The sequence below is a fragment of the Pseudoalteromonas sp. UBA6610 genome, from assembly GCF_002433295.1.
Classification (GTDB): Bacteria; Pseudomonadota; Gammaproteobacteria; order Enterobacterales; family Alteromonadaceae; genus Pseudoalteromonas; species Pseudoalteromonas atlantica.
This window is the reverse complement of the sequence record NZ_DJHW01000017.1, coordinates 59,025-75,096: the sequence shown is the minus strand read 5'-3', so window position 1 is coordinate 75,096 and position 16,072 is coordinate 59,025. Positions and strand designations below refer to the sequence as shown.

Genomic DNA, 16,072 nt, shown 5'->3' with positions numbered 1-16,072 from the left:
GCTGCTTATAATAGCGCCATAGTTTGGCATTTTTAACTGTTAAACGCGTGTTTTAGCTACACACACACTAGGTATAAAGATGGATCAAAAGCGTTGTGCCGTCGCCTCTAAAGAAAGCCTTAAGCGTATATTTACTGTACCTGAAGCGCCAGACTCAACTTTAAGCAAAATTGAGCTTGAAATTTCGAGTAATTTAGCAGGGTTTTTAAACGAAAATATAGCGGCAATTGAAAAACCATTACACGAAATTGAAAAAGATTTTCAGGCTGCGGTGATCCCAGAAAACCCAACGTTTGTATCTGCTTACGCCCAAGATATTATGGAGCAGCTAGTTGCCCATTCGGTACACACGGCTGCGCCTAGCTTTATTGGGCATATGACATCGGCTCTTCCGCATTTTTTACTACCGCTTTCAAAATTGATGGTGGGGCTTAATCAAAACCTAGTAAAAATAGAAACCTCAAAAGCATTTACGCCCCTAGAGCGCCAAGTGCTAGGCATGATGCATCATTTAGCTTACTCGCAAGATGAGTCGTTTTATTCTAAATGGATGCACAGTGCTAAAACATCACTCGGTGCTTTTTGTTCCGGTGGTACAGTTGCAAACATAACGGCACTGTGGATTGCGCGTAACCGCTTATTAAAACCCGACGGCAGCTTTAAAGGCATTGCCGCTCAAGGGCTCGTTGCCGGTATGCTGCATTATGGCTACAAAGGGCTGGCCGTTTTAGTGTCGGAGCGAGGGCATTACTCTTTAGGTAAATCAATTGACTTACTAGGCATCGGCCGTGAAAATTTAATTGGTGTAAAAACCTGCGAAAATAACAAGGTTGATGTGAATGCCATGCGCGAAAAAGCCTTAGAGCTTGAATCGCAAGGCATAAAAGTTATGGCAATTGTAGGGGTTGCTGGTACAACCGAGACCGGTAATATCGACCCTCTTGATGATATGGCCGATTTAGCTCAGCAAATAAACTGCCATTTTCACGTTGATGCAGCGTGGGGTGGGGCAACGCTTTTATCGCAAACGCATCGCCCATTATTAAAAGGAATTGAGCGCGCAGATTCAATTACTATTGATGCACACAAACAAATGTATGTGCCAATGGGCGCAGGCTTGGTGTTATTTAAAGACCCAACTGCTACGGATGCAATAGAGCACCATGCAGAGTACATATTACGTAAAGGTTCAAAAGATTTAGGAAGCCATACACTTGAAGGCAGCCGCCCAGGTATGGCTATGTTAGTACATGCTTGCTTACGCGTTATTGGCCGCAAAGGCTATGAAATGCTTATTGATCGTAGTATCAAAAAAGCACATTACTTTGCTGATTTAATTAAAGCCGATGAAGACTTTGAGCTGATTTCAGAGCCTGAGCTGTGTTTGCTTACATACCGCTATGTGCCTAAACAAATTAAACAAGCCATAGCTCAAGCGGATGCCGCAACACGGTTAGAAATTTTCGCGTCGCTCAATCGTTTTACTGCTAGTATGCAAAAACGCCAGCGTGAATCGGGTCGTTCGTTTGTATCGCGTACTCGCTTAACACCCTCAAAGTACGATAATCAGCCAACAGTGGTATTTAGAGTGGTATTGGCTAATCCGCTAACATCGGGTGTTATATTAAAAGAGATTTTAGCTGAGCAAAAAGAGCTTGCTAAAACAGACCCTGTATTTAAAAAGTACTTAAGTAAGTATATGCAGTAACGCCTAGGTATAAGCTAAAACAAAGGCGCCAATGGGCGCCTTTGTTATTTTTGCTGTGAGTTTTTAATACAGTCTTCTTTTTAAGCGTTAAAGCAGTTTGCCCTAATAATGTCAGTTATAATTTTTTGCGATGGGTTTATTTTCTCCATTGCTAAAAATTCATCAGGTTGGTGGGCTTGATTAATTGAGCCAGGCCCCATGACTATTGTTTCACAGCCAAGTTGCTGAATAAACGGAGCCTCTGTGCAATAATTTACTGCAACGGCTTTTTCCCCTGCAATTTTTTCTGCCATTTTAACGAGTGCGCTATCAGTGCTGCCACTAAAAGCTGGAATGGGCTCGTGTAAATCAATTACGCTCACTGCGCTTGGGTATTGCGCGTTTATATCGCTGGTGGCATCAATAAGTAAGGCTTGTAAGTCTTTAATGCTTAACCCTGGGAGCGGGCGCATGTCTATATGCATTTCGCAGCAGCCACAAATTCGATTTGCGTTGTCGCCACCATGAATATTACCTAAATTTAAGGTAGGGTAAGGTATTTCAAAATGTTCAACTGAATATTTATTCTTTAACTGCTCTTTTAAGATCAGCAACTTTGTAATCACTTTATGCATGACTTCGATGGCGTTAAGACCACGTTCGGGATCGGAACTATGACCTGAGCGGCCAATCACTCTTATAGCCGTGCTCATATGTCCTTTGTGAGTAAATACAGGAGTCATATCAGTAGGTTCACCAATAATACAACGCGCAGGTTTTAAATTAGGATGCTTACAAATTTGCTGCGCTCCCGCCATGGTGGTTTCTTCATCGGCAGTGGCAAGTATTAAAATAGGTTGTGTTTGCTGTTTTATATCAAGCTCACTAATAGCTTGTAATACAAAAGCAAAAAAGCCTTTCATATCAATACTACCTAACCCATATAAGTTATTGTTATGTTCAGTGAGTTTAAACGGGTCGTGGTTCCAGCGGCTATCGTCAAACGGTACGGTGTCTGTATGGCCTGCAAGCATTAAGCCGCCATCGCCTTCCCCCCGCTTAGCAAGTAGGTTGTATCGGCCTTTTCCACCTTCTAACTCTATAATTTCGCAAGTAAAACCTAAACTTTCGCACCAACGTGCTAGCAACTCTATTACCCCTTTATTACTCATACAAAGCTCATCTTCTATTGCACTAATAGAGGGGGCAGCAATGAGTTGTTGGTACATAGAGAGAAATGACGGCAAAGACATAAAAAAATCCAAAATAATTATTCAATTTAATTGCATAACAATATAAAAGTATTTATGATGAATATCAATTCACTTTTTAAGCATAAATATATTAAGTATAGCCATGAAGATAATGCGACGATAATCAACAATTCATTGAGAAAAGTATTAGCTAGCATCTAAGCTAGTGTAAGCGAACACCACACCTATTTAGTAGTAAATTTATAAACGAGTAAAAAATGAATGTAGCGATTATTGGCGCAAGCGGTTATAGCGGCGCAGAATTAGCAAGCTTAGTTGCTAAGCACCCTAATTTAACGTTATCGGGCTGTTATGTCTCTGAGGGAAGTTTAGATAAACATAAATTATTAAGTGATTTATACCCAGAGCATAGAAATCTTCTTGATATTCCTCTATTACCACTGAGCGAATCAGCGTTTGATGACATTAATTCGAGTGCCGATTACATCTGCTTATGTACTGATCACAAAGTAAGTGTTGATTTAGCCCCGCAGTTTTTAGCAATGGGTAAAAAAGTATTTGACCTATCAGGTGGTTACCGCCTTGCTAACAACGACGATTATGTTACTTACTATGGTTTTGAGCACCAACATCCTGAGTTATTAAACGAAGCAGCCTACGGGTTAGCAGAGTGGAATAGCAGTGCAATTGCCAATGCAAATCTTGTGGCAGTAGCCGGCTGTTACCCAACCGCTGCGCTTAATGCGTTAAAGCCGTTGCAACAGGCAGGCTTGTTGAGTGATGAAAAAGTGATTATTAATGCTGTTTCAGGTGTTACTGGCGCAGGGCGCAAAGCCAGCGTAGGTACTCACTTTTGTGAAGTATCGCTTGCCCCGTATGGTTTATTTAACCATCGTCATGGGCCTGAAATTGAACAACACCTTGGCCACAAGGTGTTATTTACACCGCACTTAGGTAACTTTCCGCGTGGAATTTTAGAAACTATTTATGTACAGCTTAAGCCAGGCGTTACCAAGGAAAACGTATCTGATGCTTATCAAGTACTTAATAACGAGCCGTTGATTCGTTTGTTAGCTGATAAAGTGCCATCTATTAAAAGTGTGGTAAAACAACCGTATGTAGATATTGGTTGGCAGCAGCAAGGTACTCAACTGATTGTTATGGCAGCGATAGATAATCTATTAAAAGGCGCTGCGGGCCAAGCCTTGCAATGTATTAACTTATCAATGAATTTAGATCACACCACTGGCTTAAAAGGAGCCTTTTAATGAGCACTAAAACGTGGGTAATTAAATTAGGTGGTGCTGTACTTAATACAGAAAACGCGGCAAAAGCTTTGTTTGACGTATTAAGCGCTGATCAAAATAATCAGTTTGTTATTGTTCATGGTGGTGGCTCGTTAGTTGACACTTGGCTAAAACAAGCAGGCTTTGCTAGTGCAAAGCACCAAGGACTGCGTATTAGCCCAAGTGAGCAAATGCCTTACATAGTGGGGGCGCTGGCTGGCTGTGCAAATAAGCAGCTGGTAAGCCAAGCTATTAATGCAGGCCATAAACCTGTTGGCCTTTGTTTGTATGAAGCCGGAGTTATGGCGTCTCAAAAGTTAAAAGCGCTTGGGCAAGTAGGTAAGTGCGAAAGTAATGATGATTCAATTGTTAACGATTTACTTAAGCTTGGTCGGTTACCTATCGTGAGCTCTATTGGGTTTGATGAGCAAGGTAACTGGTATAACGTTAATGCTGATGAAGCTGCCGCAGCGATTGCTAGCAACTTAAATGCAGAACTTATTTTTATGACAGATGTAGAAGCGGTACTTGATGCAAACAAGCAGCCGTTACATCAACTTGACACAAAACACATTGATACTTTAATTGATGAAGGGGTAATTTTGGGCGGAATGGAGGTCAAAGTTAAGACCAGCCTGCACGCTGCCCAACATTTACGACGCGGTGTGTATATTTCCAGCTGGCAAAAGCCAGAAAACTTAACTGCTTTGCTACAAGGCGAGCATGTCGGAACAAAGATTACACCATAGGGTTACCATGTTAGAGAATTTTTTAACGGGTCTAGAATTAGACCAACAAGGCGCACTTAATTTATTAAAATTAGCGCGTGATTTAAAAGCAAATCCAGAGAAATACAGCCAAGTATTAGCGGGCAAGTCTGTTGTTACGTTATTCGAAAAACAAAGCTTACGTACGCGTTTATCGTTTGATATTGGTATTAACCGTTTAGGCGGCCACGCTGTGTATTTAGATCAGCAAAACGGCGCTATGGGTGCACGTGAATCTGTAAAAGACTTTGCACTTAATATTTCTACGTGGGCTGATGGAATTGTAGCGCGCGTAAACCAGCACAGCACCTTAGCCACCTTAGGTGAATACTCTAGTGTACCTGTAGTGAATAGCTTGTGTGATTTATATCACCCGTGCCAGGCATTGGCTGATTTTTTAACGCTACAAGAAGTACACGGCGATGTAAGCGAGCTAAAAGTGGCTTACTTAGGTGAAGGTAACAACGTTACTCATTCACTTATGTTATTAGCGGCAACGCTAGGAACTGATTTTGTTGCTGTTACACCAAAAGGCAGCTCGCCTGATTCGCAAATTCTTAAAAAGGCTGAGCAAATTGCTGCAATGAACGGCGCATCAGTAATGGTAAGCGACCGTGTAGAAGCCGCTGTAGGCGCTAATGTTGTATATGCAGATACGTGGGTGTCTATGGGCGATGATACGCCTCTTGAGCAAGTTAAAGAAAAATACATGCCTTATCAGCTAAACCAAGCATTGCTAGAACAAACAGGTGCGACTACGGTATTACATTGCCAACCGGCACACCGTGAGTTTGAAATTACCTCTGAGGTAATGGATGGCCCAGCATCAAAAATTATTCAACAAGCAGAAAATCGCATGCATGCGCAAAATGCTCTGCTAGTTACATTACTAAATCCAAATTTTGTTAAGGAACACCTATGAGTTCAATTAAAAAAGTCGTTTTAGCCTATTCAGGTGGTCTTGATACTTCAGCTATCGTGCCATGGTTAAAAGAAAACTACGGTTGTGAAGTAATTGCCTTTGTTGCCGATGTAGGCCAAGGCGCTGAAGAGCTTGAAGGCGTTGAAGAAAAAGCCATCGCATCAGGCGCATCTGAGTGTTACGTAGTTGACTTAAAAGATGAAATGGTAAGTGAGTACATTTACCCAACGCTTAAAACGGGTTCTATTTACGAAGGTACTTATTTATTAGGTACGTCTATGGCGCGTCCTATTATTGCTAAAGCGCAAGTTGAAATTGCACGTAAAGTAGGTGCCGATGCACTTTCGCATGGTTGTACTGGTAAAGGTAATGACCAAGTACGTTTTGAATCATGTTTTGCAGCGCTTGCACCCGATTTAAAAGTAATTGCACCATGGCGTGAGTGGGATTTATCAAGCCGTGAATCATTATTAGATTACTTGGCTGAGCGTGATATTCCGTGTTCTGCTTCAGCAACAAAAATTTACAGCCGTGATGCTAACGCATGGCATATTTCGCACGAAGGCGGCGAGCTTGAAGATCCATGGTGTGAGCCTAGTGACCAAGTTTGGACCTGGACTAATTCACCAGAGCAAGCACCCGATAAAGCTGAGCATGTAACGCTTACGGTTATTGAGGGTGAAGTGGTTGCCGTAAATGGCGAGCAGCTTAAACCTTATGACTGTTTAGTTAAATTAAACGACATTGCTGCGCCACATGGTGTTGGCCGTGTAGATATTGTAGAAAACCGTTTAGTAGGCATGAAATCGCGCGGCTGTTACGAAACACCAGGCGGTACCGTTATTATGGCGGCACTGCAAGCTATTGACGAGCTAGTACTTGATAAATCAAGCCGTAAGTGGAAAGAAGTACTGGGCGGTGAATTTTCGCATTTAGTCTATGACGGTCGTTGGTTTACACCACTAAAAGACTCTATTTTAGCCGGTGCAGAAGCGCTTTCTACACTTGCTACAGGTGAAGTTGTACTTAAGCTTTACAAAGGCCAAGTGACAGCTGTTCAGAAAAAATCACCTAATAGCTTATACAGCGAAGACTTTGCTACATTTGGTGAAGACGACGTATATGACCAGTCACATGCTGAAGGCTTTATTCGTTTATTCTCGCTTTCGAGCAGAATTTCAGCAATGGCTAAAAAGTAAATTATTTATAGCCCCTTGTATAAGGGGCATTACAGGGTTTGGAGAGATTTCATGGCATTATGGGGCGGACGTTTTTCTACGGGTCCAGATGAGGCGTTTAAACAATTTAACGACTCACTTCCGTTCGATTATCAGTTAGCAGAGCAAGATATTATTGGCTCTGTGGCATGGGCAGGTGCGCTTGAGCAAGTAAATGTACTTACAAGCGATGAGCACACCAAATTGGTTGCAGCACTAAATGAACTGCTTGAAGAAGTAAAAGCAGATCCACAAGCAGTGGCAACCTCAGGTGCAGAAGACATTCACTCGCACGTAGAAGCTGCACTAATCGAAAAAGTAGGTGATTTAGCTAAAAAGCTACACACAGGCCGAAGCCGTAATGACCAAGTAGCCACTGACTTTAGATTATGGTGCCGTGATACTGCCGATCATTTGCTTGGTGCTATTGCCGGATTAAAAGCTGAATTTGTTGCCCTTGCAGAGCGTGAACTAGGCACTATTTTGCCGGGTTACACTCACTTGCAACGCGCTCAACCTGTGTTATTTAGTCATTGGTGTATGGCTTATGTAGAAATGCTAGAGCGAGATGAAAGCCGCTTGCAAGATGCCAAAGCGCGTTTTAATTTTTGCCCTCTAGGCAGTGGCGCACTAGCAGGTACTGCCTACCCAATTGATCGCCAAGCTTTGGCGCAAGGCTTGGGCTTTACTGGCGCAACTAAAAACAGCCTTGATGGCGTATCTGACCGTGATTTTGTAGTAGAGCTTTTAAGCTGTGCCTCTATTTCGATGATTCACTTATCACGTATGGCTGAAGATCTAATATTTTATAATTCTGGTGAAGCCGGATTTATAGAGCTTGCGGATAATGTTACCTCTGGCTCATCGCTAATGCCGCAGAAAAAGAACCCTGATGCACTAGAGCTTATTCGTGGTAAAACGGGCCGTGTATTTGGCGCGTTTAGTGCCATGATGATGACCTTAAAAGCACTCCCTCTTGCGTACAATAAAGATATGCAAGAAGACAAAGAAGGCCTTTTTGACGCCATGCCAACTTGGCTTGCCTGTATTCACATGGCGCAAGCGTGTATTAAAGGCGTAAAGGTAAACGGTGATAAAACGCTTGCAGCAGCAAAAGGCGGCCATGCTAATGCGACAGAGCTTGCAGACTACTTAGTAGCTAAAGGTGTGCCATTTAGAGAAGGCCACCACATTGTGGGTGTACTTGTGCAGCTTGCTATAAGCGAAGGTAAAACCTTAGAGGAGCTTTCGCTTGAGCAGTACAAATCAGTTAATGACGTGTTTGAAGATGACGTTTACCCAGTACTTGAAATAGATGCCTGTATTAAAGCACGTCAAGCGCTTGGCGGTACATCTATTGAACAAGTTACCAAAGCGGTTAAAGAAGCCAAAAAAAAACAGCAAATAACGGTTCGTGATGCAAATTTAGATGATGTTGAAGATATTGCTAGGCTGATACAGCACTGGGCAACTGTAGGTGAAAACTTGCCGCGTGCTAAAAGCGACATGGTGCATTCAATTAACGAATTTGCAGTAACGGAAATAGACGGCAAAGTGTCGGGATGTGCATCGTTATACATTTACGATACGGGGCTTGCTGAAATACGCTCTTTAGGCATTGATCCACAAAGCGCGGTAACTGGGCAGGGTAGGCAGCTTGTAGAGCAGTTATTAGCAAAAGCCAAAAAATTGGCGCTTAATCGCGTTATTGTACTAACCCGTGTGCCGGATTTTTTTGAACAGCAACGTTTTACTTTTTGTAGTAAAGAATCGTTACCAGAGAAGGTAATGAAAGATTGCGAACTTTGCCTTCGTAAAGAAAACTGTGACGAAGTAGCAATGGAATATATTTTAAAGCCAAGTACACGTGCGGAGATCCCGTGTAAATACGTGGCTTAAATTCCCTGGATATAAAAAACGTACGGTTACCCCTGTGCGTTTTTTTATGTGTATAATAAGCTGGTCAGATGAGTTTGGGGTGGTGTGCGAGTTTTCACTTTAGCTATAAGGGTTAACTTAAGGCTTAGTGTGAATATAATACCTTGTTAGCATGTATTATGGGTATGTCAAAAAATCTTGGCACGCTGGTTGCTTTGTATAAGTCAGATAGCAAAATAGCTATCACTGCTTAAAACAGGTAATGCAATTACCTATATGATGGTGTGATTAAAAGTTGCGCCAAATAATATTAAAACTTATACAAGGATCAATCACATGCAAGTTTCAGCTAATAGCCAATTACAAATGCAAGCATACAATAAAACACAACAATTACAGCCTGCAGCGGAACAAATTGCTAGCCCTAAAACCCTACAATCTGATACAGTAAGCTTCTCTCAAGAGGCGATGGCAGCTAGTATGGGAACTGAACGACAAGCTTCAATTTTACCAGGTGCTCCTAAACCAAAATAATAACTAAAGGTTCTTGATGTTTTTAACTGAGTTTTTTGGTCATTTTTCTTTGTCAGCTTTTACAATGTGGGCTTTTATGATGGCCTTTTTGTTTAACGTTTTTGTTTATTCTATTGGTAATAAGAGAAATACTACCCTTTTACTCAGTTCATTAATCATGTTTATTTCATACTCATCGTATGAGTACTTTTTAGATTGGTTGTCTATTTATGAATTAACTTATTTAGATTTAGCAATATACGATGGTTGCACTATAGCTGCACTTTTCATAGCGAAACATTTTATTAAAACAAGCTCTAGTTCATTGCTTTATTTAATTTTTGGATTGTCTACGAATCTTAGTTTAGCTTTATGTATGCAACTAGACACCTTTATTTTACGTAATAGTGAACCATGGTTTTTTTGGGATTTTTATACTTTCTCGGTGATTACTATCGATTTATTGATGGCTGTTTCTTTGATTGTAGATAGAGACTTTTTAGGCCTACACAAATTAAAAAGTAAGCTATGTGGTTTGTTTAAATCGACAAAGCCTCAGCCCACGACCTAGATTAAATGTATTTATCTGAAGCCCTAATGGATTATGTAGCGGCTTTCTCCCAATGGGGCTTTTTAATGGCCTTCCTCTACTGTCTAGTCTCCAGCATAAACAAAGAAAATAAGTCACCAGTTTACCTATCTGCGCTAATGCTCTGCTCATATATTTTTGGCAGCTATATAAAATTGTTAGATAACCTATATCTTAATTGGGCGTTCTTCGATTTTATTACAATTGTAGCGTTGCTCTCTTTGCAGTACTTCAATGTTTTTAAACGTAACAAAGCTTTCCTGTTCCTCGTTCTGGCTTTAACTGCTAATGCCGTACTTACATTGCTTTTGTATTATGACTTATATGTTCTATATAACTTTGAGCCATGGTGGTATTGGAGTGTTTATTCTATCGGCGTAAACGTAATTGATGTTTTAATGATGCTTTCACTAGTGGTTAACCAGCTAAAGAGTAATCGGCTTATTGAAAAGTTATAAGTGTGGATGAACTTTAATAACGTGAGGTTTGCTGCATTTGTGGGGCTATTTATTGAGTTTTAGTTGCCAGGCGAGGGCTGTGGTACTGACGAGGGTCAGATGAATTATGTTAAAATTACTTATTTTTTGCCTAACTACATAGTGTTTCAAACAACATGGCTATTATTGATGTAATCTCTAACTTCGATTTCGCTTATATATTAAGCGCTATTGTGCAGTGGGGGTTTCTCATGGCCTTTTTATACTCATTAGTATCTTCAATAAATAACCCCTTTAAAGGCTTTGTTGTACTTTCGAGTATTATGGCGATAGGTTATTTGCCTTGGATATTTACAAACTTTCAAACGGTTACTTATTTAGATTTTGCCCTTTTAGATATCGCTATTTTAGTTGCTGTGTATGTAACTCAGCGTTATTTTATTAAAGAGAAAACGACAGCTTATGTCTACTTAATCATCGGCCTTAGCGTTAACACCTTTTTAGCCCTATGCATGTATCTAGATACCAATATTCTATATAATTACACCTACTGGTGGTTTTGGCGCTTTTATTCATCGGCTGTTATGCTTTCTGATTTGTGTATGATCGCCGTACTAATTATCAATAGAGACTTTTTAGGCTTAATTAAGCTTAAAAGGTGGCTTTTGCAGCTAGCATTTTAAAGACGAAGTATCGATACGTTTATGGCGATGAAAGTTATAGTTTGGATAAGTAAAATACTAAGCTAGGTGCTCAGTTAATGGTGTTGTTTATTATTTTTGAGGTGCTTATTATTAGCGTTTACTTTTAAGATGGATATCATCTCTTTTTTATTAGATGTGAGAATTGCCCATATAATCGGTGTGGTATTGCAATGGGGGTTCCTCATGGCATTTTTATATTCTTTAGTCTCATCTATCAATTCACGCTTTAAAGCGTTAGTTATACTTTCATCGATTATGGCTATTTCGTATTTTCCAGGTGTTTTGTTCAATTACCAAACCATTACTTACCTTGATCTCGCTATTTTAGATGCTATCACCATTGTGGTTTTAATTATTGCTCAATACTTTTATATTAAAGAGAAAACGGTTGCATTTATGTATCTTATGCTTGGGCTGAGTATCAACATGTGCTTTGCTCTAGGTATGTATTTAGACTCTTATATTTTACATAATTACACCTATTGGTGGTTTTGGGGGTTGTATTCATCAGTGGTGGCGATTTCTGATCTGAGTATGATTTTAGTGCTGTTTATCAATAGAGATTTTTTAAAAATTATTTATTTAAAAAACCTTATTTACTCGTTATTTGCTAAGAAACCGCAATAGTGAATAATGTTCTAATCCCTCCTGAAGTGTCAGTTTATATCGGTGCGTTAGTGCAGTGGGGGTTTTTAATGGCCTTTTTATATTCACTAACAACTAGCATTAACAATCCATCAAAACAGGCATTATGGCTATCTTTAGTTATGGTAGTTTCTTACTGCTTAAGTACAGTTATAGATATTTACAACATTAGTTACATAGAACTGTTTTGCTATGATGTAGGCACTTTATTTTTTATTTTATTTCTGCGGTATTTCCTACCTGAAAAGCGCATATCTACTTACTTATTATTTGGCTTGAGCATCAATTCGTTATTATTTTTAGCTATGCACATAGATGTGTTTGTACGTGGTAATTACGAACCGTGGTGGTTTTGGTCTGTTTATACAGTTGTTATTAATATGATGGATATCATCATGGTTAGTATTTTTTTCGTTAAAAAGGATTTTTTAATGTTAGTGCATGCTACTGATAAGTTGGTGAACGGTGTTATGAGATTGAAGCAAAGTGGCTGATGTTCTTTGGGGACTGGTCGATTTAGGATACAACGTAGGTATTTTGTTTACGTGGTTTTTTCTTATTGCCTTTTTGTATAACTTATCGGCAAGTATTAATAAGCCAGATAAGAGCAGGGCACAACTTTCATTTATTATGATGGTATCCTACATAGCTAGTTTGTTTATGGATCCAATTATAGAAACACCGCACTTAAATTATTTTTATTATGATGCTGTAACTATCTTGGTTTTACTTCTGTGGCGTAATTTCACCAAACAAACTATACCTACGCCCTTTTATTATTTAATTGTAGGGCTGAGCTTTAATGCCTGTTTATTTTTAGGTATGCATTACGACATTGTTATACAAGGTACACTTTACTATTGGTGGTTTTGGGCGGTATATATTTTTGGGATGTATTTTAGCGATTTCACAATGGCAATTGTACTAATTATAAACAGAGATATTTTAGGTTTACTTCGGCTTAGGAGATATTTGAGATTATTTATAGAAAGGCTGAAGGAGTGAGTTAATTTAATTATTGTTTTATGGTATTTGCTACGCCTCAAAAGTGTAGATAGCGGTACAATTTTTACTTTTCAGGCGTTAAGGTTTCATGATTGATTTAATATTAAATACCAATATAACCTTCTATATAGGTGCATTTGTACAGTGGGGCTTTTTAATGGCTTTTTTGTACTCACTGGTCAGCTCAATAAATAACGCTGATAAGAGCAAAGTTTGGTTAACATCAATCATGGCACTTTCATATTCATCTAGCTTATTTATTGATATGGACTCGATAACCTACTTTGACTTTTTCTTATTTGATACTGCAACACTAGCCTCAATTGCTTTATGTGGTTTTTTTATAAAAAGTTGCACCTTGTACATTTATTTACTTATTGGGTTAAGTATTAATACTTCTTTATTTTTTGCGATGTACATAGACAACGATATTATGCATCACTATGAGTACTGGTGGTTTTGGGATATTTACTTTGTAGGTGTTAATTTTAGCGATTTACTAATGATTACAGTAAGCCTTTTAAATAAAGATATTTTAGGTTTAGTAAAGCTAAGTAATTATTTAACTACAAAGTTGAAGCGTTTCCGATATGCATAACCTGTTATGGGCGATGGCTGATCTTTATGATTACATAACCATTTTAATTACATGGCTGTTTGTTTTTGCATTTTTATATTGCTTATCTACAAGCATAAATAAGTCAGATAAAAGTTTAGCCCAAATATCATTTATTATGATGGCTTCATATACATCAAGTATGGTTATGGACCCGCAAACAGCCACACCTCACTTAAAACTGTTTTTATTTGATGCAGTTACCATAATCGCTTTGATGATATGGATGATTTTTTTATCGAAAGCTAAACCGATCGCTTTTTATTATTTAATCGTGGGGCTTAGTTTTAATGCGTTTGTATTTTACGGTATGCATTACGATAGTATCGTTGTTGGGAATATAGAGTATTGGTGGTTTTGGGGGCTTTATGGTATTGGGCAGCTTACAAGTGACTTAGTAATGGCATTGGTTTTATTTATAAATAAAGATATTTTAGGGTTAATAAAAGTCAAAAAATATCTCGTTAAAAAAATGGGTGCTTATTAATGCTCCAACATGTATTTATGGCATTGAGCACAGTAAATGACTACCTAAGTATTTTTATTACATGGGCTTTTGTAGTTCCATTTCTTTATAATTTTGCTTGTACAATAAACTGCCGCAATAAGCATATTATGTACATTTCTTTGGTGATAATGCTCTCTTATACGCTCAGCCTATTTATGTTCAAAGCATCATTTATCCTTACAGGCTCAATATATTTAGATTTAGTAATTGCAGATTTACTTACCATTTTCACGCTTGCTTGCCTCTCCTATAATTATAAACATGCTAACGCCACAGCCTATTATTATCTTCTTTGTGGTTTAACGTTTAATGCAACATTACACATGGCTATGCATTACGATTATGTGGTGTTGGTTAGTTATGACTATTGGTGGTTATGGGGGGTCTACGGGGTTGGCCAGTTTTCGAGTGACTTAATAATGGCAATAGTATTAATTATAAACAAAGATATTTTAGGCTTGGTAAAGCTTAAACGCGCTTTATTTAACCGCAATGAATTACAAGTTATGGCTAAAAAGTAGTTAGGTATATTAGCGCACCAAAGTGCGCTAATTGTGTTTTTTTTAGCTTGCGTCGCAGCCTAACTTTTGTTTTAAAGCATCCACTACAAGTGGGCTTACAAATTCGCTCACATCGCCATTATGGCGCGCAACTTCTTTTACCAAGGTTGATGATATAAACGAGTTGCGCTCAGAAGGTGTTAAAAACACGCTTTCTAAATCTGGATTTAGGCGGCGGTTCATATTTGCGAGCTGAAATTCGTAATCAAAATCAGATACCGCTCTAATACCGCGAATAAGCACATCAGCTTTATGATCAAAAGCCAAATCGGCTAGTAAGCCTGAAAAGCCAATCACTTTTACATTACTCAAATGCCCTAAAATAGTGTTGGCTAAATCAACTCGCTCATCGAGGCTAAAGCACGGCTTTTTAGAAGGGTTATGAGCAATAGCAACAATAACCGTGCTAAACATTTTAGCTGCGCGCTGAATTAGGTCGGTGTGGCCGTTGGTTAACGGGTCGAATGTACCAGGATAGATTGCCGTAACGTTCATAGATTTCACTAACTATTATTTTTTAAGTAGTCTATCAGTGTTTGTTCTACAAATCAGCCTAGGAGATCAGGTTGAGCTTTTATGTTTGATATTTAATCAGTAAAAGTGCTTTAAATGAGTTACCATTTTTTAAAGTGTAATTACGCTGCTTAGGCTTTGCGTTAGCTAACAGCACTACATTATTGCAAATGTCTGCGTGGAGCATAATCAGACTTCGTTTTTAAAATAGTAAATTATGATGGTATTTAAACCAGCCCGATTTGTTTATACTGCAAGGCTGATATTTAGTGTAATGTAGTTTATAAGTTAATTTGAGTCGTCGCATATGAATACTAAGGATAAAATAATACACACCAGTATTTCGTTATTTAATGAACATGGTGAGCGTGCAATATCAACCAATCATATTGCATCACATTTAGGGATGAGCCCGGGTAATCTTTACTATCATTTTAAAAATAAAGAAGACATTATCCGTCATATTTTTGCGCTTTACAGCGAGCATTTACATACTCATTTTAAACCTATTGAAGCAAACGATGATGCGTTTGATCATTTAACTGCTTATTTAGATTCATTATTTGAGCTAATGTGGCGCTATCATTTTTTTTACGACAACTTAGGCGACATCCTCTCAAGGGATGAAAGTTTAAAGCAAGCCTACATTGGTTTTCAGTCAACTTTATTAGAGCAGGTTCGCCAAGTTATTTTAGGCCTTCGCGATAACGAAATGATTGCCATAGAAGAGCAAGATGCGCTCGAACTTGCCCATACTCTTAAACTAACCGTTAGTTTTTGGACTCCGTATATTAAAGCGCGTAGGCTCAGTGGTAATTTAGCCGAGCAAGATATTTATCATGGCATTTTAAAAGTATTAGCATTATTTAGGGCTTATAGCACCGAAAAAAGCATACTTAAAATGAATCAGTTACGTGAAAAATACACCCAACTTGCAGAGCAAGCGCCAGCTCTTGCCTAACTGCTGTTAGTTGGTTAGTTCCTAGACGCAAAAATTTTTGCTATAATCGC

The 16,072-nt window shown here is 38.8% G+C and carries 19 protein-coding genes; 17 read left to right on the top strand and 2 right to left on the bottom strand.

Annotation, left to right across the window (positions count from 1 at the left end):
• Positions 1 to 79: 79 nt before the first annotated feature.
• Entirely contained in the window at positions 80 to 1,708 is a 1,629-nt protein-coding gene (gene panP / locus B4F91_RS02065; protein ID WP_004588537.1) for a pyridoxal-dependent aspartate 1-decarboxylase PanP, read from the top strand.
• An 80-nt stretch (positions 1,709 to 1,788) separates the two neighbouring features.
• On the opposite strand, the gene argE is transcribed toward panP, so the two are convergent.
• Entirely contained in the window at positions 1,789 to 2,940 is a 1,152-nt protein-coding gene (argE, locus tag B4F91_RS02060) for an acetylornithine deacetylase (protein ID WP_286938752.1), read from the bottom strand.
• Between the two features lie 218 nt (positions 2,941 to 3,158).
• Between argE and argC the strand changes: the two genes are divergently transcribed.
• The 15 genes from argC (at position 3,159) to B4F91_RS01985 (ending at position 14,509) form a co-directional block, all read left to right on the top strand.
• On the top strand, positions 3,159 to 4,169 hold the full coding sequence (gene argC, locus B4F91_RS02055) for an N-acetyl-gamma-glutamyl-phosphate reductase (RefSeq protein WP_286938753.1): 1,011 nt from the start codon (positions 3,159 to 3,161) through the stop codon (positions 4,167 to 4,169).
• Complete coding sequence (gene argB, locus B4F91_RS02050) at positions 4,169 to 4,936, top strand: acetylglutamate kinase (RefSeq protein WP_286938754.1); 768 nt, start codon at positions 4,169 to 4,171, stop codon at positions 4,934 to 4,936. The genes argC and argB overlap by 1 nt, the downstream gene beginning before the upstream one ends.
• 7 nt (positions 4,937 to 4,943) lie before the next feature.
• Positions 4,944 to 5,876, top strand: a complete 933-nt coding sequence (locus B4F91_RS02045) for an ornithine carbamoyltransferase (RefSeq protein WP_288635349.1) — start codon at positions 4,944 to 4,946, stop codon at positions 5,874 to 5,876.
• Positions 5,873 to 7,075 carry an argininosuccinate synthase gene (locus B4F91_RS02040; RefSeq protein ID WP_004588532.1) on the top strand — a complete coding sequence of 401 codons (1,203 nt, stop codon included), beginning with the start codon at positions 5,873 to 5,875 and terminating at the stop codon, positions 7,073 to 7,075. Before B4F91_RS02045 ends, B4F91_RS02040 begins: the two co-directional genes overlap by 4 nt.
• Before the next feature lie 51 nt (positions 7,076 to 7,126).
• The gene (gene argH / locus B4F91_RS02035; RefSeq protein ID WP_096042141.1) at positions 7,127 to 8,992 is read left to right on the top strand and encodes an argininosuccinate lyase; all 1,866 of its coding nucleotides are present in this window, start codon (positions 7,127 to 7,129) and stop codon (positions 8,990 to 8,992) included.
• A 315-nt stretch (positions 8,993 to 9,307) separates the two neighbouring features.
• Entirely contained in the window at positions 9,308 to 9,505 is a 198-nt protein-coding gene (locus B4F91_RS02030; protein ID WP_096042140.1) for a hypothetical protein, read from the top strand.
• Positions 9,506 to 9,521: 16 nt separating this feature from the next.
• The gene (locus B4F91_RS02025) at positions 9,522 to 10,055 is read left to right on the top strand and encodes a hypothetical protein (protein WP_029773587.1); all 534 of its coding nucleotides are present in this window, start codon (positions 9,522 to 9,524) and stop codon (positions 10,053 to 10,055) included.
• Positions 10,056 to 10,060: 5 nt separating this feature from the next.
• Positions 10,061 to 10,531, top strand: coding sequence for a hypothetical protein (locus B4F91_RS02020; RefSeq protein WP_096042139.1), 471 nt, complete (start codon positions 10,061 to 10,063; stop codon positions 10,529 to 10,531).
• A gap of 230 nt (positions 10,532 to 10,761) precedes the next feature.
• Complete coding sequence (locus B4F91_RS02015) at positions 10,762 to 11,193, top strand: hypothetical protein (protein ID WP_096042579.1); 432 nt, start codon at positions 10,762 to 10,764, stop codon at positions 11,191 to 11,193.
• A 204-nt stretch (positions 11,194 to 11,397) separates the two neighbouring features.
• A complete protein-coding gene (locus B4F91_RS02010; protein ID WP_096042138.1) occupies positions 11,398 to 11,841 on the top strand; it encodes a hypothetical protein in 444 nt (147 codons plus the stop codon).
• Positions 11,841 to 12,353, top strand: a complete 513-nt coding sequence (locus B4F91_RS02005) for a hypothetical protein (RefSeq protein ID WP_174694613.1) — start codon at positions 11,841 to 11,843, stop codon at positions 12,351 to 12,353. Before B4F91_RS02010 ends, B4F91_RS02005 begins: the two co-directional genes overlap by 1 nt.
• Positions 12,346 to 12,864 (top strand): hypothetical protein, encoded by a 519-nt coding sequence (locus B4F91_RS02000; RefSeq protein WP_096042136.1) that lies wholly within the window; start codon positions 12,346 to 12,348, stop codon positions 12,862 to 12,864. Before B4F91_RS02005 ends, B4F91_RS02000 begins: the two co-directional genes overlap by 8 nt.
• Positions 12,865 to 12,952: 88 nt before the next feature.
• A complete protein-coding gene (locus B4F91_RS01995) occupies positions 12,953 to 13,462 on the top strand; it encodes a hypothetical protein (protein WP_096042135.1) in 510 nt (169 codons plus the stop codon).
• Positions 13,455 to 13,967 carry a hypothetical protein gene (locus tag B4F91_RS01990; protein WP_096042134.1) on the top strand — a complete coding sequence of 171 codons (513 nt, stop codon included), beginning with the start codon at positions 13,455 to 13,457 and terminating at the stop codon, positions 13,965 to 13,967. The genes B4F91_RS01995 and B4F91_RS01990 overlap by 8 nt, the downstream gene beginning before the upstream one ends.
• Entirely contained in the window at positions 13,967 to 14,509 is a 543-nt protein-coding gene (locus B4F91_RS01985; RefSeq protein ID WP_096042133.1) for a hypothetical protein, read from the top strand. Before B4F91_RS01990 ends, B4F91_RS01985 begins: the two co-directional genes overlap by 1 nt.
• 42 nt (positions 14,510 to 14,551) lie before the next feature.
• On the opposite strand, the gene coaD is transcribed toward B4F91_RS01985, so the two are convergent.
• Complete coding sequence (gene coaD / locus B4F91_RS01980; protein ID WP_004588523.1) at positions 14,552 to 15,043, bottom strand: pantetheine-phosphate adenylyltransferase; 492 nt, start codon at positions 15,041 to 15,043, stop codon at positions 14,552 to 14,554.
• A gap of 325 nt (positions 15,044 to 15,368) precedes the next feature.
• On the opposite strand from coaD, the gene B4F91_RS01975 reads away from it, so the two are divergent.
• A complete protein-coding gene (locus B4F91_RS01975) occupies positions 15,369 to 16,022 on the top strand; it encodes a TetR/AcrR family transcriptional regulator (RefSeq protein ID WP_004588522.1) in 654 nt (217 codons plus the stop codon).
• Positions 16,023 to 16,072: the final 50 nt, after the last annotated feature.